This window comes from Caulobacter sp. Root655 (assembly GCF_001427665.1).
In the GTDB taxonomy this organism is placed as follows: Bacteria; Pseudomonadota; Alphaproteobacteria; order Caulobacterales; family Caulobacteraceae; genus Caulobacter.
The window spans coordinates 618,912-641,806 of record NZ_LMHC01000023.1 but is presented as its reverse complement, the minus strand read 5'-3'; the positions used below and the strand labels follow the sequence as shown (position 1 = coordinate 641,806).

The window sequence follows — 22,895 nt, the reverse complement described above, 5'->3', positions numbered from 1 at the left end:
CCATCGGGCTCCTCGACCACAGAGGCCAAAAACTGTCACCCATCCAACCGGGCTAAATCGTCACCTCTCTATCCGCTGGACAGGGGCCCGCCGCGCAGCGGCGGGAGGGTGAGGGGTGACGCCCTCACCGTTTTCGCTCGGCGCCCTGCCGGCACGCCGTCGGACGGCGTAACCCCTCATCCGTCGGCTACGCCGCCACCTTCTCCCTCTGGGAGAAGGTTTCGAAGGGCTTGGCGCCCTACAGCGACTGCCCGTCGTCGACGGTGAACACCGACCCCGTCACCGCCCGCGCCGCGTCCGAGGTCAGGTACAGCGCCATGGCTTCCAGGTCGCCGGTCTCCATCAGCCGCTTGCGCGGGAAGGTCGCCACCAGCCTCGTACCGCCTTCGCTGTCGAACCATTCGTCGTTGAGCTCGGTCTTGATGTAGCCGGGGCACAGGACGTTGACGTTGATCCCCTTGCGCGCCCACTCGCGGGCCAGGCTCTTGCCCATGTGGGCGGTGGCGGCCTTGGAGGTGACATAGGCGGTCAGGCCCGGCAGCACCTTGTGGGCCCCGATCGAGGCGACCAGCAGGATGCGGCCGCGCTCGCTGGCCGGGCTGCCGGCCCGGATCATCCGCCGGGCGCCTTCGCGGGCGGTCAGGAACACGCCGCGCGTATTGACCGCCAGCACCTTGTCGAAATCGTCGATGGGGATGTCCAGCGCCGAGCCCTGGAGGCTGATGCCGGCGTTGGCGATCACCGAGTCGGGCGGGCCGAACGCCGCTTCGACCGCGTCGTAGCCGGCGATCACCGAGGCCTCGTCCTCGACGTCCATGGCGAAGGCCTGGGCCTGGCCGCCGGTCGCGGTGATCTCGGCGACGAGGGTTTCCAGCTTGTCGGCGCGGCGGGCGGCGGCGGCGACCTTGGCGCCGGCCTTGGCGGCGGCGCGGGCCAGGTTGGCCCCGATGCCGGAGGAGGCGCCGGTGATCAGGAGGGTGCGGCCGGTGAGGTCGGTCATGGGGGAGGCCTGAGCATCGCGGACACCCTCTCCCAGAGGGAGAGGGAGGGGCCCATGCGCAGCATGGGAGGGTGAGGAGTTTAGATGTCCGGGATGTTCGCACCGGGTCAAGATTGACACGGCGTCACCCCTCACCCTCCCACGCCCCTTCGGGACGCGGGCCCCTCCCTCTCCCCTCCGGGAGAGGGTTTAGGTCAGGCCCGGCCCGCTGATCTTCAGCACCGGCGTGAACGCCGGCCGCGCGCCCGGCAGCGTCACCCGCAGCCCCTTGCCGTCGCGGACGAAGGCCAGCGGCTCGCCGGCGCCCAGCAGTTCCACCCGCCGCACCTCGCCCGCGCTGGTCGGGCCCGACGTCGCCAGACTCTCGATCACCAGCTCGCCCGCCGGCCAGGCCATCGGCAGGGCGTAGAGGTCGCCGGCCTTGGTGACGAAGCGGATGTCGGTCGCCTGGAACGGCTTGGCGTCGCCCTCGTTCTGCATGCCCTCGACGAAGCGGGTCGGGCCCTCGCCGTAGATCCGCCAGGGCCGCGAGGCGTGGATGGCCGGGCCGTTGACGGCGATCCAGCCGGCCATGCCTTCCAGCACCTTCTCTTCCTTGTCGTCGATCGTCCCGTCGCCGCGCTGGGGGATCGAGACCAGCAGGCAACCGTTCTTGCTGACCACGTCGATCAGCCGCTGGATCACGTCCTTGGCGCTCTTGTAGCCGTCGCGATCGTAGAGCCCCCGGTCGTAGTGCCAGTTGCCGATGCAGGTGTCGGTCTGCCACGGCTCGGGCCGCAGGCGGTCGGAGAAGCCGCGCTCGACGTCCTCGACGATGCCTCGGCGCTGCAGGGGGCTGAGCTTCTTGCCGGTGACCACCACGTCGCTGGCCCCGCGCCAGGCGTGGGCCTGGTTGTAGTAGTGGGCGGTGGCCTCGAGCCCGGCCTGGCCGAGCGGCAGGGTGTAGTTGTCGAAATAGACCATGTCGGGCCGGTAGCGATCGACCAGGTCGTTCTGCCGGGCCAGCCAGCTTCGCGTGAAGCCCGGATTGTTCGGCGGCGGGGTCTCGATCCACTCGCCGTCATGGGCGTCGTGCCAGGCGTTGGCGGCCTTGATGTTGTCCACGCCGTCTGGGATCAGCATGTTGCGGCCGGTATAGAGTTCCTGCGGGTCCAGCCCCTGCCACCACTTGCCCTGGCCGTCGGCCTTGGTCAGTCGGAAGGCGTCGTAGCGCTGGCCCTTCAGCGGGCCCTCGGCGTCGTAGCCATAGGCCGTCTGCCACCAGTGCCAGGCGTGGGCCGCGTGGTTGGACACGCCGAACCTCATGCCGTGGGCGCGGGCGACCTTCTCCCAGGTCCCGACGATATCCCGCCCCGGACCGACGCGCAGCGTGTTCCAGGCGTGGTGGCGGCTGGCGAACATGTCGAGGTTGTCGTGGTGGTTGGCCATCGACATGAAGTACTTGGCCCCGGCGGCCTGGTACTTCTTCATCAGGCCTTCGGGGTCCCAGCGCTCGGCCTTCCAGCGGTTGATCAGCTCCATGAAGCCGAACTTCGTCGGGTGGCCGTAGGTCTTGACGTGGTGGTCGTAGACGCCGTTGCCCTGGATATACATCTGGCGGCCGTACCAGTCGCCGTACTCGGGCACGCATTGCGGGCCCCAGTGCGACCAGATGCCGAGCTTGGCGTCGCGGAACCAGTCGGGCGTCTTGTAGCCGGCGGCCAGCGAGCCCCAGCTGGGCTGGAAGCCGCCTTTGTTGGCGGCGAGCGCGGGCGTGGCCGAGGCGGCGGCCAGGCCGGCCCCGAGGTTGAGGATGTCGCGGCGATTGAGGGCCATGGGGTTTCCTTCGAACGCTTCTACGGTTTCGCCGGGGCGGGGTCGCCATAGACGATCCCCCGGCCATGGACGCCCAGATAGACCCGGCCGAACCGGTTCGGATCGCCGGTCAGGGCGCTCAGTCCGGCGAAGCCCCAGCGCTGGTCGTTGAGCTTGAGCCAGGTCTTGCCGACGTCGTCGGAGCGGAACACGCCCTCGACGCCCTCGACCGTGCCCCAGATGAATACCGCCGGATGGACCTGGCCGGGCGCGGCCTTGCCGAAGCCGACCAGGCCGGCGCCATCGACTCCAGCGATCCGTTTGAAATCGGCCCCGCCGTGGGTCGAGCGCATCAGGCCCTGGCGGGTCGGCAGCCAGACCTCGCCCTCGATCCCTGGGACGGCTTTCAGCGGACTGGCGTCCGGCAGGTTGCGAGCCGTGATCTTGAAGGTCTCGCCGCCATCGGTGCTGGCCAGGACCGCGCCCTGGGCGGCGTCATAGAGATAGAACCGCGACGGGTTCACCCGATCCGAGGCCGGGACGAAGCTGGGCTGGTCACCGGCCGTGACGCCCTGGACCGCCCGCCAGGTCTGGCCCTGGTCGCTGGACACGTAGGGCGGGGCGCGGCGCATCGCCCAGACCATCCGCTGGCCATCGGCCGACAGGGCGATGCGGCCGGTGTCGATACCCGCGTCGCGGGGCGGGGCGCTGGCGAACGCCTTCCAGCTCTTGCCGCCATCGGTCGAGCGGAAGCCGCCGGTCGGGGTCGGGTCGCTGGTCCGGACCATGACGTCGGGGGCCAATTCGGCGAAGTCCAGGCCGCGATTGGTGCCGCCGTGCGGATCGAAATAGCGGCTGGCCCCCGCCGAAGTCAGGTCGTCGTGGCGGAAGCCGCCGATGTCGCCGATCGTGCTGACCAGGGGCGCGCCGCCAGAGGCGCCATTGGGCGGGCTGACCAGTTCCAGCGGCACGGTCTCCTCGATGCCCTCGTCGTCGAACCGCCAGTCGGTGCGGCCCGAGCGGTCGGCCTCGGTCAGGTTCTTCGTGCGCCACAGGCCATAGCCGGTGACATAGATCGCCTCGTCCGGATCGGTCGGGTCGATGTCGAAATCACCGATCCAATGGCCCATCTGGCGACCATCCTTGCCCTCCAGGCGGCGGACCCAGGTGGCGCGACCGACGTCGTGGCGCGACGTGTCGCGCAGGGCCTTCCAGGTCTTGCCGCCGTCGAGGCTGCGGAACACCTCGTCACCGACCCCCCAGCGGTCGAGGGTCGAGACCATGATCACGCCCGGGCGGCTAGGGTCCAGGCTGAGGCCGCCATAGCCGAACACGTCGGTTCCGGACGGCTTGACCGGGGTGATGTCGGTCCAGGCGCCGGTGTCGGGGTCCAGGCGCCAGACCCCGCCGTCGGTGACGCCGTTGGGGCCCAGGCCGTTGCCGTAGGTGACATAGACCCCGCCCTCGGCGTCGAGCGCCAGGTGATGGGGGATCAGGCCCTTGGGCTGGCCGCCGACCAGGCCCCAGGTCGCGCCGGCGTCGGTGCTGACCAGCAGGCCGCCGCTGGTTCCGGCATAGACGATCGCCGTCTCGCCGGCCTGGGTCTTCTCGACGGGATCGAAGGCCACCACGGTGACATGCAGCTTGGGAAAGGCCGCGACCCGCGCCCAGGTCGCGCCGTGGTCGGCGCTGCGGTAGAGGCCGTCCTTGGCGCCCAGCAGCAGCACCGCGCCCCGGTGCGGATCGACCATCAGCCGCTCGCCGGTGTTGCGGCCATCCTCGTTGCCGCCGATCTTCACCGGCAGCTCGGCCTTGGCCCAGGTCGCGCCCCGGTCGGTGGAGCGCAGCAGGGCGCCGCCACGCGCGTAAGGGCCGGTATATTCGCCGGCCGCCATGTAGAGGCGGTCGGGGTCCTGGGGATCGACAGCCAGGCTGAGCGCGCCGGCCAGCTGGTTGTCGGCCCGCGTCAGGTCGTCGTTGAGCGCCACCCAGGCGCCGGTCTGGCGGTCCAGGCGATAGGCCCCGCCGATGTCGGTGCGGGCATAGACCAGGCCCTTCTCGGTCGGGTGATAGACGACGCCGCTGACGAAGCCGCCGCCCAGCACCTCGGCGCTGCGCCAGGCATAGGACGTGGTGGCCGGCGAGGCGGCGAGGGCCGGGCCGAGCGAGACCAGCGCGCCGGCGGCGGCCAGCAGGGCGAGGGTGGTTTTAAACGAGGGCACCGGGATTTCCGTCTAGTCAGCGGGAATCAGGCGAACCGCGACCATGGCCGCGCCCGCCGGCGTCGCGGCTCGATTTCCCCACATTTCCGCGCTCCCCGACGTTTCTATTTGTCACATAAATTAGATCGTATATGCATCATCGTCGAGCCTTTAGTTACCGCTACCAGAATGCTAGGACCGCGCTGTCGTCTGACTGACAGCGTTGTCAGCAAAAAGAGAAAGTTTGGGGATGAACACCAAGGCCTTCTGCGTGGCGCTGTTGGCGACCACCCTTCTGACCAGCGCGTCGTTCGCGGCTGACTCCAAGAGCGCCGCCCATCCCGCCCTCTGGCCCGTCGCCAAGAGCCAGGGCGTGGTCGATCCCCAGACCGAGGCCTTCGTCGACTCGCTGCTGGCCAAGCTGACCCTCGAGGAGAAGGTCGGCCAGATGATCCAGGCCGATTTCGCCTCGATCAAGCCGGAAGACCTGAAGGCCTATCCGCTGGGCTCGATCCTGGCCGGCGGCAGTTCACCGCCGCTGGGCGCGCCCGACCGCTCGCCGATCGGCCCGTGGCTCAAGTCGGTCGAAGCTTTCCGAGCCGGGGCCGACGCCCGTCCGGAGGGCACGCACATCCCGCTGATGTTCGGCATCGACTCGGTGCACGGCAACGGCAACGCGGTGGGCGCGACCCTCTTTCCGCACAACATCGGCCTGGGCGCGACGCGCGATCCGGAGCTGATCCGCAGGATCGGCGCGGCGACGGCCCAGGAAACGGCCGCCGCCGGCTTCGACTGGGCGTTCGGTCCCACCCTGACCGTGCCGCGCGACGACCGGTGGGGCCGGGCCTATGAGGGCTATTCGGAAGATCCGCAGATCGTCCGCGACTATGCCGGCCAGATGATCCTGGGCCTGCAGGGCGCGGTCAGCCAGGGCAGCGTCATCCAGCACGGCCACGTGGCGGCCAGCGCCAAGCACTTCCTCGGCGACGGCGGCACCCACGAGGGTCACGACCAGGGCGACACCCAGGTCTCGGAAGCCGATCTCGTCCGCCTGCACGCCCAGGGCTACGTCCCGGCCATCAACGCCGGGACCCTGACGATCATGGCGTCGTTCAACAGCTGGAACGGCGAGAAGATGCACGGCAACAAGAGCCTGCTGACCGACGTGCTGAAGGGGCGGATGGGCTTCGACGGCTTCGTGGTCGGCGACTGGAACGGCCACGGCCAGGTGGTCGGCTGCACGCCCAAGAACTGTCCGCAGGCCGCCAATGCGGGCCTGGACATGTACATGGCCCCCGACAGCTGGAAGGAACTCTACGCCAACACGGTCGCCCAGGCGAAGTCGGGCGAGATCCCGATGGCCCGCATCGACGACGCCGTGCGCCGCATCCTGCGGGTCAAGGCCAAGCTGGGCCTGTTCCAGCAGGCGCGGCCGCTGGAGGGCAAGGAGGCGGTGATGGCCTCGGCCGACCACCGCGCCATCGCCCGCCAGGCGGTGCGCGAGTCGCTGGTGCTGTTGAAGAACAACGGCGTGCTGCCGATCAAGGCTTCGGCGAACGTGCTGGTGGCCGGCTCGGGCGCCGACGACATCGGTCAGCAGGCCGGCGGCTGGACCCTGTCGTGGCAGGGCACGGGCAACACCAAGGCCGACTTCCCCAACGCCCAGTCGATCTATTCGGGCCTGAAGGAAACGGTCGAGGCGTCCGGCGGCAAGGCGACGCTGAGCGTCGACGGCGGCTTCGAGGCCAAGCCCGACGTCGCCATCGTGGTGTTCGGCGAGACGCCCTATGCCGAGGGCGTCGGCGACATCAAGACCCTGGAATTCCAGCCCGGCGCCAAGACCGACCTGGCGCTGCTGAAGAAACTGAAGGCCGCCGGCGTGCCGGTGGTGGCGGTGTTCCTCAGCGGCCGGCCGCTGTGGGTGAACCCCGAGATCAACGCCTCGGACGCCTTCGTGGCGGCCTGGCTGCCGGGCTCGGAGGGCGGCGGGATCGCCGACGTGCTGATCGGCGACGCGGCCGGCAAGCCGCGCGCCGACTTCCACGGCAAGCTGTCGTTCAGCTGGCCCAGGACCGCCGGCCAGTTCACGCTGAACCGTGGCGACAAGGGCTACAGCCCGCTGTTCGCCTATGGCTACGGCCTGACCTACAAGGACAAGGTCCGCCTGGGCGCCCTGTCGGAGAAGCCCGGCTTCACGATCGAGGCCGACAACCTCAGCAACTACTTCGTCGGCGGCAAGACCCCGGCGCCGTTCGCGTTCACGCTCACCCCGACCACCGCCGTTCAGGTCCGGCCGGTGGACGCCGGCGGCGTGCAGGAAGCCGGTCGCCAGGTCACCTTCTCGGGTGACGTTCCGGCGACGGTGGCCCTGGCCGCCGACAAGCCGCTCGACCTGTCGTTCCAGACCAACGCCGACATCGCCCTGCTGGTCGACTACCGGCTCGACGCCAGGCCGGCCGCGCCGGTCGCCCTGTCGATCGGGGCCGGCAAGCTGGACGTGACGCCGGTGCTGGCCGCCTCGCCGGTGGGCGAATGGAAGAGCCTGAAAATCTCGCTCAAGTGCTTCCAGGCGGCCGGAACCGACGTGACCAAGGTCACCGCGCCGTTCGCCTTGAGCACACCGGGGGCGATGACGGTGTCGCTGCAGGGTGTGAAGCTGACGACGGACCCGGCGGGCGCGGTGTGCCCGGCCAAGGCCGCGAACTAGGGTTTTTATATCCGCTCATCCCGGCGAATGCCGGGACCCAGATGGCATGGTTGAGTGCTGGTTCCATGGGCTCAATGCTCTTCCAGTCAGCCTCTCGGCTTTGGGATCTGGGTCCCGGCATTCGCCGGGATGAGCGGTCTTTTTGGGGTTAGTCCATGCGCTCGAAGATCCTTGGCCTGCTGGCCGCCACAGCTCTGACGGCAACGGTGGGGGCCGCCGCCGCCGCGCCTGTCCTCGCTCCCGTCTTCACCGACCACGCCGTGCTGCAACGCGGCCAGCCGATCCGGGTGTGGGGCGGGGCCAGGCCGGGCGAGGCCGTGATCCTGTCGCTGGGCGACGCCGAGGCGACGGCGACGGCCGACGCGCAAGGCCGCTGGTTCACCACCTTCCCGGCCCGGGAACCCGGTGCGGCCCTGACCCTCACGGCCAAGGCGGGCGGCGATAGCCAGACGATCTCGGACCTGCTGGTCGGCGACGTCTGGCTGTGCTCGGGCCAGTCGAACATGGAATACCCGCTGCGCCGCGCCCTGGGCGGCGAAGCCGAGGCGGCCAAGTCGGCCGACCCTGACATCCGCCTGCTGCAGACCGGCCGCACCAGCCTGCCAGCGCCGACCACCGCCTTGCCCAAGGAGGCGGTGTGGCGGGTGGCCAGCCCCGAATCCGCCAACAACTTCAGCGCCGCCTGCTTCTTCATGGGCCGCGACATCAAGAAGACCACCGGCATCCCGGTCGGCCTGATCGACGCCACCTGGGGCGGCTCGGTGATCCAGGACTGGATCAGCCGCGAGGGGCTGCACGCCCTGGGCGGCTATGACGAAGGCCTGCAACTGCTGGCCGAGTACGCCAAGTCGCCGGACGTCGGCATGGCCCATTGGAGCGCCATGCTCGACCGCTGGGCGGCCAAGGCCCAGCCGCAGGCCGCGGCCTGGAGCCGCACCGACTTCGACGACCGCGACTGGAAGACCATGCCGGCCGAACTGTTCTGGGAGACCAATCCCGGCCTGGAAAGCTTCGACGGCACGATCTGGCTGCGCGCCACCATCACCTTGACCGCCCAGCAGGCCAAGCAGGGCGCGACCCTGTCGTTGGGGCCGATTGACGATCTGGACACTACCTTCGTCAACGGCCGCGGAGTGGGCACGACGCAGGGCTGGAACAAGCCCCGTGAGTACAGAATCGCGCCCGGCGTGCTGAAGGCCGGTCCCAATCTGATCGCGGTGCGGGCCATCGACACCGGCGGCGGCGGTGGAGCCTGGGGGCCGGCCGCCGAGAAGGGGTTGAAGCTGGACGACGGCGCGTTCGTCCCGCTGGGCGGAACCTGGCGCTACAAGGTCGCGGAGTCCATCGCCCACAGCGGCCTGCCGCCCACGGCCTCTTGGGTCGGGTCGAGCGGCCTGTCGACCCTGCGCAACGGCATGATCGCCCCGCTGGCGCCCTACGGCCTGAAGGGCTTCGCCTGGTACCAGGGCGAGGCCAACGTCGCCGAACCCGCGGTCTATGCACGGCTGCTGCCGGCCATGATCGCCGACTGGCGCAAGGCGTTCGGTGGGCCCGACCTGCCGTTCCTGATCGTCCAGCTGGCTGACTTCGGATCGCGCAACACCACGCCCGTCGAGTCCGGATGGGCGGGGATCCGCGACGTGCAGCGCCGCGTGGCCGCCGCCGACCCCAAGGTCGGCCTCGCCTCGGCCGTCGACATCGGCGACATCTACGACATCCATCCCGCCAACAAGCAGCAGGTCGGGCTGCGCCTGGCGCTGCAGGCCCGCAAGCTGGCCTATGGCGACAGCACGCTGATCGCCGCCGGCCCGGCCCCGGTCTCGGCGACGCTGCAAGGCGGCGCGGTGACGGTGCGCCTGGACCAGCCGGCGGTGGTCCAGGGCGACGCGAGGCCGATCGGCTTCGAGCTGTGCGACGCCGCCGGCGCCTGCCGGTTCGCCGACACGGCCCTGAGCGCCGACAAGATCAGCCTGGCGGTTCCGGCCGGCTTCACGCCGGTCAAGGTCCGCTACGCCTGGGCCGACAGCCCGGTGGTCAACCTCTATGGCGCGACCGGCCTGCCGGCGACGCCGTTCGAACTGGCGATCGCGCCCTGACGGTTGAGATCTGGAAGCATCGTGCGTCCTTCGAGGCCCTCCTCTGGAGGGCGCCTCAGGATGAGGAATTTAGCCATTACGCTCCTCTTCCTGAGGTGCGTAGCGTAGCGAAGCCTCGAAGGACGCAGGGCGCTCGCCCAGGGCGGCCAGCAACATCCACTGTCCAGGGCGCCTAAACCGCCAACCTCTTGAGCCGTTCGCGCAGGTCGCCCAGCTCGCTCAGCGGCAGTTCCAGCAGGCAGAGGAGTTGCTCGGGCACGGCCTTGGCACGGTCGCGCAGGGCCGCGCCGGTCGGCGTCAGGGTGACGATCACCCGGCGCTCGTCCTGCGGGTCGCGAGCCCGGGCGATCAGGCCCTGGGCCTCCAGCCGCTTGAGCAGGGGCGTCAGGGTGCTGGACTCCAGGTCCAGCGCCTCGCCCAGGGCGCCCACCGTCCGGGGGCTGGCCTCCCACAGCACCAGCATGGCCAGGTACTGCGGATAGGTCAGGCCAAGGGCGTCGAGCAACGGCCGGTACAGCCGCGTCACGCGATTGGCGGCGCCATAGAGGGCGAAGCACAGCTGACGGTCGAGGCGCAGGGCCTCGACCGTGTCGTGCTGGGTGCTGTCGGTGTTCTGGCTCATGCGGCCTTTGTGGTGATGGCGACATCGACGTTGCCGCGCGTGGCGTTGGAATAGGGGCAGACCTTGTGCGCCGTCGCAACCAGGGCTTCGGCTTCTTCCTGGGTCAGGCCCTGGGTTTCGACCTCCAGCGCCACTTCCAGCTTGAAGCCGACCTCGAGCGGGGCGAGTCCGACGACGCCGGTGACGGTCGAGCCGGTCAGGCCGATCTTCTGCTGGCGGGCGACGAAGGCCATGGCGCTCTGGAAGCAGGCCGCGTAGCCGGCCGCGAACAACTGCTCGGGATTGGTGCCATTGCCCTTGCCGCCCAGGGCCTTGGGCATGGCCAGAGTGACGTCCAGCAGGCCGTCGTCGGTGCGGACGGCGCCTTCGCGGCCGCCGGTGGCCGTGGCGCGGGTTTGATAGAGGGTGGACATGAGAAGCTCCTGTGATTGTCTCGTGAGAACGATTTAATCGTGCGCGATTAAATGGCAAGAGCTCGGGCGTGATTTTTTATCGCGCGCGATCTATTTTTCGGCCGCCGTCTAAGCCGCCTTCACCTTCGCCGCCTCGACCAGCGCGCTCAGCGCCTCCATCGGCGTCAGGTCGCCCAGAAGCTGGCGCACGATGGTCAGGGTGTCGGAATAGATCCGCTCGCAGACCAGGGTCTCGCCGTCGAACAGGAAGAAGGCTGTCATCTGGCAGGCGAACGGCCGGCCGGTGGCGGGCAGGGGGCCCAGCGGGCCCTTCTGCGTGCCCTCCAGGATGAACTCGACCACGATCCCGTCGTCGATATGGCGCAGCGACAGCAGGGTGTTGCGCTGGTCGGGGAAGGTCTGGCGCGAGGTGGTGTAGTAGCGCTCGACGTCGGGACGGCCGTCATGGACGGCGCCGGTGGCGATGATCTCGTAGTGGGGGTGGGGGAAAGTCGCCAGCACCTTGTCCCAGGCGTGATCGATCTCGTCGGCCATGTGCTCGCGCACGATCGTCTCGCGCCGGGCGCGCAGGTCGTCCTGGGTCATCGTCTTTCCTCCCGTCCGCTCTTTGGCGGCGTCGGGAAGCATAGAACCATCAGAACGGATGTTTGAAGGCGTTTAAGCCGCCCAGGCCGCCGCGAAACGCTTCAACTGCGAGCGGGCGGCGCTCTCGGCCCCGCCGTCGACGGCTTCCAGGCGCAGGAACAGGTCGCCTTGCGGGTGGGCGCCGCGGGCCGGCAGGCCCTGGCCGGGCAGGCGCACCAGGCCGCGGGCGGCGGCCTTGGTCGAGATCCACACCAGGCGCGGGCCGATGGCCGTGGCCACCTCGATGCGCCCGCCCTCGGCGAGGACCCGGGAGTCCAGGCGGGCGGTCAGCCACAGGTCGTCGCCGCGCACCAGGGCTTGTGGATCGGTCTTGACGGCGACGCGGAACACCACGTCCTCGACCCGCACCTGGTCGTCCTCGCGCAGGCCGGCGGGCAGGGTCAGGCGCAGCTTGCGGGCGTCGACCATCATTTCCAGGGTCCCGCCGGCGAAGGCCATGGCGGTGTCGATCGTCAGGGTGGCCTGCTCGACGCGGGCCGGTTCGGCGACGGCGGGCGGGAAGTGGATCGGCTGGACCGGATTGTCCTGCAGCAGGCGATAGGCGGTCAGTACGTCGCGGAACAGGGCCGCGTCGCCGCCGGGGCGGTCGGGGTGGGCGCGCTTGGCGGCTTCGCGATAGGCGGCCCGCAGCTCGCGCTCGTCGGCGCCCGGGGCGACGCCGAGGATGGCGCGCGCGGCCTGAAGGCTGAGGACGGAAGAAGCGCGGGCGGTCATGACGCCGACCCTGCCGCGACTTGGTCAACGGGGCGTTAAGTTAAGACTTTCGGCGGCGACGGTTCTGGCTTCGCGGGGATGCGCGGCGTCCGCCCTGCGTCCTTCGAGGCCGCTGCGCGGCGCCTCAGGATGAGGACCGCATTGCTGAATTCCTCATCCTGAGGCGCCCTCCGTAGGAGGGCCTCGAAGGACGCACGGCGGCAGCCTCGGCCTTTACCGGATCTGGCCGCTTATCAGCCAGACCAGGCCGAAGACGCCGAACACGCCGGCCGCGAAGATAATCACCGCCCACGAGCCGCTCTTGCGATGCCAGGTCACCGGGACGTCGACGTCGGGCCCCTCGACCCGCGCCTGTTCGGCGGCGCGGTTGCGCAGCTTCAGCAGGTTCCAGGCCCCGGCCGCGAACAGGAAGACCCCGCCGATCGCCAGGATGATCCAGTCCTGGACGTCGTCGCCCTTCCACCGGACGGCCTCGATCCAGCCGATGCCGAGCCCGGCCGCGCACCACAGCGCCAGGGGAATCCAGGCCAACCGCGCCCGCGTGCCGAGTTTCATGGGAGTCCAAATCCTGGGGCGCGGAACCGTCCGCGCTCGTGGGCGGCAGATGCGCGCGTCAAGCTTGGCGCGTCAAGCGTGGCCCCACGTCGACGGGCGCCCTATATCGGTGACATGACCGATGCGCCCCTGATCCCCGCCTCGCCGTCCGAGGACGACTATGTCCGCCAGGTGACGCAGGCCACGCCGCCGCCGCTGCTGCCGGAGGGCGATCCGATCCGGCTGTTCGAGGACTGGCTGGCCGAGGCCGGCAAGGACGAGCCGCACGATCCCAACGCCATGGCGCTGTCGACGGTCGACGATGATGGTCTGCCGGATTCGCGCATGGTGCTGCTCAAGAGCGTGGATGCGCGCGGCTTCGTCTTCTACACCAACACCCAGAGCGCCAAGGGGGTTGAACTTGGGGGGCATCCCAAGGCCGCCCTGCTGTTCCACTGGAAGTCGCTACGCCGCCAGGTGCGGGTGCGCGGCGTGGTCGAGCCGGTGACGCCGCAGGAGGCCGACGCCTATTTCGCCAGCCGCGCCCGCCACAGCCAGCTGGGCGCCTGGGCCTCGGACCAGTCGCGGCCGCTGCCCGATCGCCTGGCCCTCGAGCGGCGGGTGGCCGAGATGGCGCTGAAGTTCGGCCTGGGCAAGGTGCCGCGCCCGCCGCACTGGTCGGGCTACCGCGTCGTGCCCCAAGTCATCGAATTCTGGCGCGACCGCCCGTTCCGCCTGCACGAACGCCTGGTCTATGAGCGGGTCGGCGAGGGCTGGGAGACCAAGCGGCTGTTCCCGTAAAAAGAAACCCTCTCCCATGGGGAGAGGGAGGGGCCCAAGCGAAGCTTGGGAGGGTGAGGGGGTAAGACGTCCGACGGCGTGCCGGCAGGGCGTCGCGAGAAAACGGCGAGGGCGTAACCCCTCACCCTCCCACGCCTTCGGCGCGGGCCCCTCCCTCTCCCTCTGGGAGAGGGTTTCCATACCGCGCCAGGAACGTTTCCACCGCGTCCCGGCAGATATCCTCCAGCGGCCGTCCCGGCTGCACATGGTCGCCGGCGGCCAGGCCGAGCACCAGGGTGGCGTGGTCGAGCATGCCCAGCAGTTGGCCGGCGGCCCAGGAGGGCTTGTCGACCGACAGTTCGCCAGACCGGACCAGGTCCTGGATCAGGGCGATCGCCGCCCCGCCCAGTTCGTCGCGGGCGCTGCGCAGGAAATGTTCCGCCAAGGATTCGAAGCGCCGTCGTTCGGCCGTGACCAGCCGGAACATCGCGCGCGTGGCGGGGCGCGAGGAGAAGGCGGCATAGGCGCGGGACAGGGCCATCAGCCGCGCCTGGGCGTCGCCCCCGGCGTCGGCGCTCTCGCGGACCGGAGCGGCCATGTCCCGCACGGTGTCGTACACCACCACCTCGAACAGCTTCGCCTTGCTGGGAAAGTAGGCGTAGAGCGTGGCGGTGGAGACGCCGGCCGCCCTGGCCACGACCTCCATGCCGGTGTCCGGATAGCCCTGGCGCAGGAAGACGCCACGCGCCGCCGCCAGGATGTCGGATTTCTTGCGTTCGGGCCTGTTCAGCCCAGCGCCCATAAGCATGCGACGACGACTCGATCTACGGTGACGTTCACCATAGTCATTCAACCATAGCGCAAGCAAGTCGCCGTGGGGGACGTGGACGGAACTTTCCGCTATGGGGACGCCGCGCCCCGAGTGTTGGCGTCATGGGCTGGGTTTTGGACGGGGTTTGGGCGTGATCAAGGACGCGGAAACGGTTCGCGAGCAGGAAGTGGCCGCCTGGCTGGGCGAACGGGCCGATCGGGTGATCGAGACGTCCTGCGCGCGCGTGTTCCTGGTCGGCGAGGCCGCCTGGAAGGTCAAGCGTCCGGTCAATTTCGGCTTCCTCGACTATTCCACCCTGGAACTGCGTCGCTGGGCGCTGGAGCGGGAACTGTCGTTCAACCGCTCGGCCGCGCCCGACATCTATCGCGCCGTGCGCCGGCTGACCCGCACCGAGGACGGCGGGGTCGAGATCGACGGGACGGGCGAGACCGTCGAATTCCTGCTGGAGATGCGCCGCTTCGACGAGCAGGGCGTGCTGTCCGTCCAGCCCTGGGCGATCGACGACGCCCTGGAGGAGGCCCTGGGCCGGACCATCGCCCAGTTCCACGCCGGGGCGCCGCTGCGGCCCCAGGGCGGCGGGGTGGGGGCCCTGGGCTACACCATCGCCTCGAACGCCAACCTGCTGCGCGGCCTGGCCCCGCGCCTGGGTTCGCAGGCCGTCGAGCGGCTGATCGCCGAGACCGACCTGGCGCTGGAGCGCCTGGGTCCGCTGCTCAACACAAGGGCCGGGCAGGGCTTCGCCCGCCACTGTCACGGCGACCTGCACTTGGGCAACATCCTGATCGAAGAAGGCAAGCCGATCCTCTTCGACTGCATCGAGTTCAACGACGCCCTGTCGGACATCGACATCCAGTACGACCTGGCCTTCCTGCTGATGGACCTGGATTTCCGCCGTCGCCGCGACGCGGCCGGCCGGGTGCTGAACGCCTATCTGGACGAGGCCGGCCGCACCTTCGGCGAGGGCCTGTGGACCGGCCTGGCCGCCTTGCCGCTGATGCTCAGCGTGCGGGCCGCGGTGCGTACCCACGTCTGGGCCTACAGCAACGACGACGAGGCGGCGCGGGCCTATCTGGCCACGGCGCTGGAGCACCTGGCCCCGCGTCCGGTCAACCTGGTGGCGACGGGCGGCCTCTCGGGGTCGGGCAAGTCGACCTTCGCCCGGGTCTGCGCGCCCGGCCTGGGCTCCGCCCCCGGCGCGGTGGTCCTGCGCACCGACGAGATCCGCAAGCGCCTGTGGGGCGTGCCCTCGCTGCAGCGCCTGCCCAAGGAAGCCTACGCCGCCGAGATGAGCGACCGGGTCTATGACGAGCTGTTCCGCGACGCCGCCCTGACCCTGGCGGCCGGCCGCTCGGTGGTGGTCGACGCGGTGTTCCTCAAGCCCGAGCAACGCGCTCGCGCCGAAGCCCTGGCCAAGAGCGCCGACGTGGCGTTCCAGGGCGTGTGGCTGGAAGCTCCGCCCGAAGTGCTACGCGCCCGCGTCGCCGCCCGCGTCAACGACGCCTCGGACGCCGACGTGGCGGTGCTGGAAAATCAGCTGACCCGCGACACCGGCGAGATCACCTGGCGCCGGGTCGATACGGTCAGCGCGTTCGAGGACGAGGCCCGGGCCCTGGCCGAGACGATGGGGTAGGGCGGCTGGGCGGCTCTAGGGTCCGCCCCCACTTGAACGCTTGAATTCCTGAGTAGCGTCAAAGCCCTCACTAATGGTTGTCATCCCGGAAGCCTCGCAGAGGCTGTCCGGGACCCAGGGGCCGGCGCACTGCGGTTGCCCTGGGTCCCGGCGCTTCGGCCCGCTGCGCGGTCCTACGGCCGGGATGACAACAGTTGGGTGGGCGCCAATTGAGTCCGAACCCTAAGACCGCGCCATCTGCACGCTTCGGGCTCGCGGCCGCACCGCCGCGCTGATCGCCGACAGCAGCTCGATCGGGCGGATCGGCTTGCCCAGGTGGTCGTCGAAGCCCATGGCCAGGAAGCGCTCGCGGTCGCCCGACATGGCCGAGGCGGTCAGCGCGATCACCGGCAAGGCCGGATCGCCCGCCTGGCCCGCGCGAATGGCGGCCAGCGCCGTGATCCCGTCCATCACCGGCATGTTGATGTCCATCAGCACCACGTCGAACGCGCCGGCCTGGAGGGCGTGCAGGGCGGCCTGGCCCTCGTCGACGACGGTCAGGACCGCGCCGGTCGCTTCCAGCATGGTGCGGACCACGACCTGATTGATGGCGTTGTCCTCGGCCATCAGGATTCGCAAGGTGTCGAAGTCGGGCGTCGCATCGTCGATCTCGTCGTCATCGAGCATCGCCGCCGGCGGCGCGCTCATCGCCGCGCGCAGGGTGAAGACGAAGGCGGCGCCGTCCGCGTGGCTCTCCAGCGCCAGGTCGCCGCCCATCTGGCGGGCCAGGGCGCGTGAGATGGTCAGGCCCAGGCCGGTGCCGCCGTGGTTGCGCGAGACGGTGTTGTCGGCCTGGGTGAAACTGTCGAAGATCCGGTCGTGGAACTGGGGGGAGACGCCGATGCCGGTGTCGATCACCCGCAGGCGGACGTCCTGCAGGCCGTCGGCGCGGGGCGTTGACGCGGCCAGCTGGATCGTGACGCCGCCCTGGCTGGTGAACTTCAGGCCGTTGGAGATCAGGTTCATCAGCACCTGACGGATGCGCAGCGGGTCGGCCAGGATCCAGGCGGGCGCCTGGGGATCGACCTCGGTCTTCAGCCACAGGCCCTTCTCGCGGGCGGCGTCGCGCCAGGCGTCGCCGGCCGCCAGGACCAGTTCGGGCAGGTTGGTGGCCACGTGGTCCATATCGACCTTGCCGGCCTCGATCTTCGACAGGTCCAGGACATCGTTGAGCACCTGCATCAGGCTGTCGCCGGACTTGATCATCAGGCGCACGTGGCGGCGCTGGCTTTCGTTGAGGTTCGAACGGTCCAGGGCGTAGGCCATGCCCAGCAGGCCGTTCATCGGCGTGCGCAACTCGTGGCTGGTGACGGCGATGAAGGTCGACTTGGCGCGGTTGGCCTCCAGGGCCCGCTCGCGCTCGTCGCGCAGGCCGCGGGTCAGGTCGTCCAGGCGCCGGGCGGCGGCGCGGTTGCTCAGCATCACGTTGATGGTGGTCAGCACCACGGCCATCAGGCCCCAGCGGGCGACGTTGGCGGCCACGCCGTGGGCGTCGTAGAAGAACAGCGGAAAGACCAGCATGCTGGCCATCGGCGCGGTGGCGCTGACCGCCAGCAACGCCGCCGGCTGGTGCCGGAAGTTCTGGGTGTAGACGATCTGCCCGACCCAGATGGCGACAGCGGCCATCTTCAATTCGGGCGCGGGCGCGAACCACATCAGGGCGCCGAGCCCGGCCCAGATCAGGTTGATCGGGAGCGCCGCCAGGACGAAGGCCGCGCGCAGCCGCGGCAAGCCGGGAACGCCGGGCTTGAAGCGTCGGGTCGCCAGTCGCGCCAGCCCCTCGGCCAGCGCCAGGCTCGCCAGCCAGCCCAAGGCGATTGGAAGTCCCAGGCCGAAGGCCACCGCCACGGCGGTCAAGGTCGCCGGGATCAGCCGTGACGGCAGGAGGCGGTGGGTGTCCAGCGCCACCTCGTCCAGCCGGTCATCGGCCCAAGGGGAATCGAGCCATCGCACCTGGTCAGCCTCATTCATCGAACGGCGTTGTTCGTTTCGCACAGTAGCGGATAGCGAGTTGTGCGGGATGAACACCCGCTGCGGCTGATCAGCGCGGGGGCGCCCTCGTTGGGCGACAGTCCAAAGGTTCGCCCAAGGCGCGCGCCGCGTTGCGCCGCCGCCGCCGCCCCGCTAGCCTTGTCTGAACAACGATAATGATGCGGGAGAGTGGGATCGATGCAGGGCTTGATGCAGCACGGGGCCTTGACGGTCGACAAGATCATCGACCACGCGGCCCTGTGGCACGGCGGCCGCGAAGTGGTCACCCGTTCGGTCGAGGGGCCGATCGTCCGCACCACCTACGGCGCGATCCACGAGCGGGCCAAGCGGGTGTCCAACGCCTTGCTGGCCTTGGGCGTCAAGCCCGGCGACCGGGTCGCCACCCTGGCCTGGAACACCGCCCGCCACATGGAAGCCTGGTACGGCATCATGGGCATCGGCGCCATCTGCCACACCCTGAACCCGCGCCTGTTTCCCGAGCAGATCGCCTGGATCGCCGACCATGCCGGCGACCGGGTGATCTTCACCGACCTGACCTTCCTGCCGATCGTCGCGGCCATCCTGCCGCGCGTGCCCAGCCTCGAGCACGTGGTGGTGTTCACCGACCGCGACCACATGCCGGTCGACTTCAAGCCGGCGGGCGAGGCGCCCAACTACAAGGGCGTGCTGTGCTTCGAGGACCTGGTCGCCGAACATCCGGCCGACTGCGCCTGGGGCGGCTTCGACGAGGGCACGGCCGCCGGCCTCTGCTACACCTCGGGCACGACGGGCGATCCCAAGGGGGTGCTGTATTCGCACCGCTCCAACTTCCTGCACACCCTGATCACCCTGCAGCCCGACGTGATGGGCCTGTCGCAGAAGGACGTGATCCTGCCGGTGGTGCCGATGTTCCACGCCAACGCCTGGGGCGTGGCGTTCTCGGCCCCGGGGACCGGCGCCAAGATGGTCATGCCCGGAGCCAAGATGGACGGGGCCTCGATCTACGAGCTGCTTGACAGCGAGGGCGTCACCTTCTCGGCCGCCGTGCCCACCGTCTGGCAGATGCTGCTGCAGCACCTGCGCGAGAACGACCTGAAGCTGCCGGTGCTGAACAAGGTGGTGATCGGCGGGGCGGCCTGTCCCGAACACATCATCCGCGCCTTCCAGGAAGACTATGACGTCGAGGTGGTCCACGCCTGGGGCATGACCGAGACGTCGCCGGTCGGCACCCTGTCGGTGATGACCGACGAACTGGCCAAGCTGCCCTACGACCAGCAGATGCCCTATCGCCTCAAGCAGGGCCGCCCGCCGCTGGGCGTCGAGCTGAAGCTGACCGACGACGCCGGCAATCGCCTGCCGCATGACGGCAAGAGCTTCGGCAACCTGAAGATCAAGGGCCCGATCATCGCCGCCGAATATTTCCGCGGCGCGGGCGGCAAGATCCTCGACGCGGAAGGCTTCTTCGACACCGGCGACGTGGCCACCATCGACGACCACGGCTTCATGCAGATCACCGACCGGGCCAAGGACGTGGTCAAGTCGGGCGGCGAATGGATCAGCACCATCGACATCGAGAACATCGCCCTGGGCCACCCCAAGGCGGCGATGACGGCGGTGATCGGCGTGGCCCACCCCAAGTGGGACGAGCGGCCGATCCTGCTGGTCAAGCTCAAGGAGGGCGAGACCGCCACCAAGGAGGAGTTCCTGGCCTTCCTGGAAGGCAAGATCGCCAAGTGGTGGACGCCCGACGACGTGGTGTTCGTCGACGACATCCCGCTGGGCGCGACCGGCAAGATCGACAAGAAGCTGATCCGCCAGCGCATGGCCGACTACGTGCTGCCCAGCCTGGCCGCCGCCGCGGTGGTCGCCGAAGCGGCACCCGAACCCGAACCCGAACCGCCGGCCGCCACCCTGGCCGCCGCCGACGGCGCCCAGGCCGCGCGCATCTACGCGCCCGAGCCGGAGGAGCCGCTGTCGGAGCCGCCGCCGCTGCTGGAACCACAGGTGGTCGAGGCCCTGGCCGAAGCGCCGTCCCAGCCCGTGGCGGAACCCGAGCCGGAAGTCGTTCCCGTCGCCGCCGCCCCCGAAGCCGAACCGGCGTTCGAGGCGCGCGGCGAGTCCGAACACTTTCCGCTCGGCCCGTTGACGGCGACCGCCGCGGCCGCCCTCGCTCCGGTCCCGGAGGAGGCCTTCCACGCCAAGCCGGTGTTCGTCGCCGAGGAGCCGCCGCTGGCCATGCCGGTTATCCCGTCGAAGGGCGGAAAGAAGGCCCGGAAGGCCGACGCCAAGGGCAAGTCCTCGGGCGCGGCCGGAGTCCTGGTCGACGTGGCGGTCCTGGTCGCCCTGGCGCCGGCCCTGCTGGTGGCCGCCGGCGCCGTGGGGGTGAAGCTTGGCCTGTTCGGCCAGCCGGTCGGCTATGACCTGCTGACCCTGGACTGGGCGCCCAAGGTCGCCACGCTCGGCGTCGCCACCGGCGTGCTGGCCCTGATCGTCGCCCTGTTCGGCGGCTTCTCGAAGCTGTGGAAGAAGGCGCTGCTGGCCTTGGCGATCACCATCGCCACCCTGGGCGTGATGGTGGCGGCCAATGCCGTCGGCGGTCGCGCCCCGCCGATCCACGACGTCTCCACCGACTGGAAGACGCCGCTGATGCTGTCGGACGCGGGCCTGGCCGCGCGCGGCGGCGAGGCCCAGACCGTCGAGCCGGACCCCAGCCTGCCGGTCGGCTCGGCCGACTTCGCCGGCCGTCGCGTCGCCGACGTCAACGCCGAGACCTGCCCGGCCGCCCGGCCGCTGGTCCTGGCGCGCTCGCCCGCCGACGCCTACGAGTCGGCCAAGGCCGCGGTCCAGGCCGCCGGCCTGACCCTGGTCACCGACGATCCGATCGACGGCCGGCTGGAGGCCACGGGCCAGAGCTTCTGGTACGGCCTGAAGGACGACCTGGTGGTGCGGGTGCGTCCCGACGCCGCCGGCGCGCGGGTCGACATGCGGTCCGTCGGCCGCGCGCCGGGCGCGGACATGGGCCGCAACTGCCGCCGGGTGGGCGGGTTGCTGGCGGTGGTGAAGGGGTAGGGCGCCAACCGCTTGCCCCCTCCGCGCCTTCGGCGCTCCGCTCCCCATGGGGGCGGACAGACCGCGAAGCGGTCAGGTGGGGGCAAGTTCAGGCCAGCCGATATTCCGAATCCAGCCCCGCCACGCCCTCGCACGTCACCCGGCCCTCCTTCACCAGCAGCAGCACGTGCGCCAGCACCGACATCGCCGCCGCCGGGTGCAGGCGGGGGTCGACGGCGGCGTAGAGGCTGGGGACCATGGCCTTGATCGTGGTCGGGCCCTGCGCCAGGGCCGCCAGGATCTGCGCCTCGCGCGAGCGGCGGTGGTCGGCATAGGCCTGGATGAACGGCGCCACGTCGCGGACCGGCGAGCCGTGGGTCGGCCACAGGGTGTCGAAGTCCAGCGCCTTCACCTTGTCCAGGCTGGCGAAGTAGGCGCCCATGTCGCCGTCCGGCGGGGTGATCACCGTGGTCGACCAGCCCATGATGTGGTCGCCGCTGAACAGGGCGTTCTCTTCCGCCAGGGCGAAGCAGACATGGTTGGAGGTGTGGCCGGGGGTGGTCACCGCCCGCAGGGTCCAGCCGGGACCTTCGAACACCGCGCCGTCGGCGATCTCGACATCGGGGCGGAAGCCGTCGTCGTCGCCGGCTTCCAGCATCAGGTCCGACGCCGCCTCGGCCAGGTGCGGCGCGCGGCGGCCGTGGATGGTCGCGCCGGTCGCCCGGGCCAGCGGGCGGGCGAGGGGAGAGTGGTCGCTGTGGTGGTGGGTGACCAGGATGTGGCTGACCGTCTCGCCGTCAAGGGCGGCCAGCAGCGCCCGCAGGTGGCCGTCGAGGTCGGGGCCGGGGTCGATCACCGCCACTGTCCCGCGCCCGACGATGTAGGTGCCGGTGCCGGTGTAGGTGAACGGCCCGGGATTGTCGGCGATCACCCGACGGATCAGCGGCGAGACCTGGTCGCAGCGGCCGTATTCGAACTCGATCTCACGGACGAAGGGGATCATGGGGGTCTCTTCGGGAGAAAGGGGCTCCGGCGCCGGTCTTGCGATTAACGACCCGTAAACCACCCGGAGTACGGATCATGGCCGCCGACGCAGCGATTTTTGTTTCAAAACGGCTCCAGCGAGCGGCCTTCGCCATCCTGTGTCTCATCGTGGCGCAGTTCGTGCTGGCCAGTTGCGAGCCCGAGCCCTCGACGATGGCCGCCCGGGTCGCCCTGACACACCGCTACTAGTTAGCCGCCCAACACGCCCGACAGGTCGTAGCCCGCCGCCGCGCCCTGGCGCACCAGGGTGTCGCGATCGCTGGCGCCCGAAATCGCCTGGCCCAGCGACCATGTGACGATCGAGCGGGTGCCCGACCGGCAGAAGGCCAGCACCGGCCCCTCGGCGGCTTCCACCGCCCGCCGCACCGCCTCGACCTGGTCGGGCGTCGGGCCGCCCCGCACCGGAACATGGACATAGGCCAGGCCCGCGGCCTGGGCGGCGGCCTCCATCTGGGCGCTGGAAGGCTGGCCCGGCTCCTCGTCGTCGGGGCGGTTGTTGATCACCAGGACGAATCCCTCGGCGGCGGCGCGGCCCAGATCCTCCACGGCGATCTGCGGGCTGACCGAAAGCGAGTCGGTCACGTGTCGGAAGCCGGTCATGGCAAGTCGCTCACAAGGTCACGGGCAAAGGCTGCCCAGGCCGCATCATCCCGGCTCGGGGGCGCCTCCGCAACGGTCGGCGTGGTTTTTGATCTGTCGCGAAATTGAGCATCTTACGGATAAAACTTTTTAGCATCGATCATATGACGCATATATGACCCGAGAACACTGGTTTTTGACGGGCATATTTTGTGAATGTCAACGCGCCGTGAGGCATTTTTGCCG

Annotated in this window: 18 protein-coding genes; 6 read left to right on the top strand and 12 right to left on the bottom strand. The window is 69.9% G+C overall.

Going from position 1 to position 22,895, the window contains the following annotated elements; all coding sequences use genetic code 11:
* Positions 1-238: 238 nt before the first annotated feature.
* The 3 genes from ASD79_RS17920 to ASD79_RS17910 all read right to left on the bottom strand — a co-directional run bounded on the left by ASD79_RS17920 (position 239) and on the right by ASD79_RS17910 (position 5,016).
* Positions 239-1,000: an SDR family NAD(P)-dependent oxidoreductase gene (locus tag ASD79_RS17920; protein ID WP_056724023.1), complete on the bottom strand. Its 762-nt coding sequence runs from the start codon at positions 998-1,000 to the stop codon at positions 239-241.
* Positions 1,001-1,189: 189 nt separating this feature from the next.
* Positions 1,190-2,815: an alpha-L-fucosidase gene (locus tag ASD79_RS17915; RefSeq protein ID WP_056724022.1), complete on the bottom strand. Its 1,626-nt coding sequence runs from the start codon at positions 2,813-2,815 to the stop codon at positions 1,190-1,192.
* A gap of 20 nt (positions 2,816-2,835) precedes the next feature.
* Positions 2,836-5,016, bottom strand: coding sequence for a hypothetical protein (locus tag ASD79_RS17910; RefSeq protein ID WP_056724020.1), 2,181 nt, complete (start codon positions 5,014-5,016; stop codon positions 2,836-2,838).
* A 223-nt stretch (positions 5,017-5,239) separates the two neighbouring features.
* Between ASD79_RS17910 and ASD79_RS17905 the strand changes: the two genes are divergently transcribed.
* Both ASD79_RS17905 and ASD79_RS17900 read left to right on the top strand, forming a co-directional pair.
* Complete coding sequence (locus ASD79_RS17905) at positions 5,240-7,702, top strand: exo 1,3/1,4-beta-D-glucan glucohydrolase (protein ID WP_162252380.1); 2,463 nt, start codon at positions 5,240-5,242, stop codon at positions 7,700-7,702.
* A 155-nt stretch (positions 7,703-7,857) separates the two neighbouring features.
* On the top strand, positions 7,858-9,798 hold the full coding sequence (locus tag ASD79_RS17900; protein ID WP_056724017.1) for a sialate O-acetylesterase: 1,941 nt from the start codon (positions 7,858-7,860) through the stop codon (positions 9,796-9,798).
* A gap of 172 nt (positions 9,799-9,970) precedes the next feature.
* On the opposite strand, the gene ASD79_RS17895 is transcribed toward ASD79_RS17900, so the two are convergent.
* The 5 genes from ASD79_RS17895 to ASD79_RS17875 form a co-directional block, all read right to left on the bottom strand.
* Positions 9,971-10,420, bottom strand: coding sequence for a MarR family winged helix-turn-helix transcriptional regulator (locus tag ASD79_RS17895; RefSeq protein WP_056724016.1), 450 nt, complete (start codon positions 10,418-10,420; stop codon positions 9,971-9,973).
* The gene (locus ASD79_RS17890; RefSeq protein WP_056724015.1) at positions 10,417-10,833 is read right to left on the bottom strand and encodes an organic hydroperoxide resistance protein; all 417 of its coding nucleotides are present in this window, start codon (positions 10,831-10,833) and stop codon (positions 10,417-10,419) included. Before ASD79_RS17890 ends, ASD79_RS17895 begins: the two co-directional genes overlap by 4 nt.
* Positions 10,834-10,941: 108 nt before the next feature.
* Entirely contained in the window at positions 10,942-11,418 is a 477-nt protein-coding gene (locus ASD79_RS17885) for an ester cyclase (protein WP_056724013.1), read from the bottom strand.
* A 72-nt stretch (positions 11,419-11,490) separates the two neighbouring features.
* Complete coding sequence (locus ASD79_RS17880) at positions 11,491-12,192, bottom strand: DnaJ domain-containing protein (RefSeq protein WP_056724011.1); 702 nt, start codon at positions 12,190-12,192, stop codon at positions 11,491-11,493.
* Between the two features lie 213 nt (positions 12,193-12,405).
* Positions 12,406-12,747, bottom strand: coding sequence for a hypothetical protein (locus ASD79_RS17875; RefSeq protein ID WP_056724009.1), 342 nt, complete (start codon positions 12,745-12,747; stop codon positions 12,406-12,408).
* Positions 12,748-12,861: 114 nt separating this feature from the next.
* On the opposite strand from ASD79_RS17875, the gene pdxH reads away from it, so the two are divergent.
* Complete coding sequence (pdxH, locus tag ASD79_RS17870; protein ID WP_056724007.1) at positions 12,862-13,527, top strand: pyridoxamine 5'-phosphate oxidase; 666 nt, start codon at positions 12,862-12,864, stop codon at positions 13,525-13,527.
* 121 nt (positions 13,528-13,648) lie between these two features.
* On the opposite strand, the gene ASD79_RS17865 is transcribed toward pdxH, so the two are convergent.
* Positions 13,649-14,314, bottom strand: coding sequence for a TetR/AcrR family transcriptional regulator (locus tag ASD79_RS17865; protein WP_056724004.1), 666 nt, complete (start codon positions 14,312-14,314; stop codon positions 13,649-13,651).
* Between the two features lie 154 nt (positions 14,315-14,468).
* Between ASD79_RS17865 and ASD79_RS17860 the strand changes: the two genes are divergently transcribed.
* Complete coding sequence (locus ASD79_RS17860; protein ID WP_056724146.1) at positions 14,469-15,968, top strand: bifunctional aminoglycoside phosphotransferase/ATP-binding protein; 1,500 nt, start codon at positions 14,469-14,471, stop codon at positions 15,966-15,968.
* Positions 15,969-16,190: 222 nt separating this feature from the next.
* Here the strand turns inward: ASD79_RS17860 and ASD79_RS17855 are convergent, their stop codons facing one another.
* Entirely contained in the window at positions 16,191-17,960 is a 1,770-nt protein-coding gene (locus ASD79_RS17855) for an ATP-binding protein (RefSeq protein WP_056724144.1), read from the bottom strand.
* 216 nt (positions 17,961-18,176) lie between these two features.
* Between ASD79_RS17855 and ASD79_RS17850 the strand changes: the two genes are divergently transcribed.
* Entirely contained in the window at positions 18,177-21,047 is a 2,871-nt protein-coding gene (locus ASD79_RS17850; protein WP_056724002.1) for a long-chain-fatty-acid--CoA ligase, read from the top strand.
* Positions 21,048-21,135: 88 nt separating this feature from the next.
* On the opposite strand, the gene ASD79_RS17845 is transcribed toward ASD79_RS17850, so the two are convergent.
* The gene (locus ASD79_RS17845) at positions 21,136-22,029 is read right to left on the bottom strand and encodes an MBL fold metallo-hydrolase (protein ID WP_056724001.1); all 894 of its coding nucleotides are present in this window, start codon (positions 22,027-22,029) and stop codon (positions 21,136-21,138) included.
* A gap of 77 nt (positions 22,030-22,106) precedes the next feature.
* On the opposite strand from ASD79_RS17845, the gene ASD79_RS24045 reads away from it, so the two are divergent.
* Positions 22,107-22,259 carry a hypothetical protein gene (locus ASD79_RS24045; RefSeq protein ID WP_156400560.1) on the top strand — a complete coding sequence of 51 codons (153 nt, stop codon included), beginning with the start codon at positions 22,107-22,109 and terminating at the stop codon, positions 22,257-22,259.
* Here ASD79_RS24045 and ASD79_RS17840 read toward each other — a convergent pair whose 3' ends face one another.
* Positions 22,260-22,670 carry a TIGR01244 family sulfur transferase gene (locus ASD79_RS17840; RefSeq protein WP_056723999.1) on the bottom strand — a complete coding sequence of 137 codons (411 nt, stop codon included), beginning with the start codon at positions 22,668-22,670 and terminating at the stop codon, positions 22,260-22,262.
* Between the last annotated feature and the right edge of the window lie 225 nt (positions 22,671-22,895).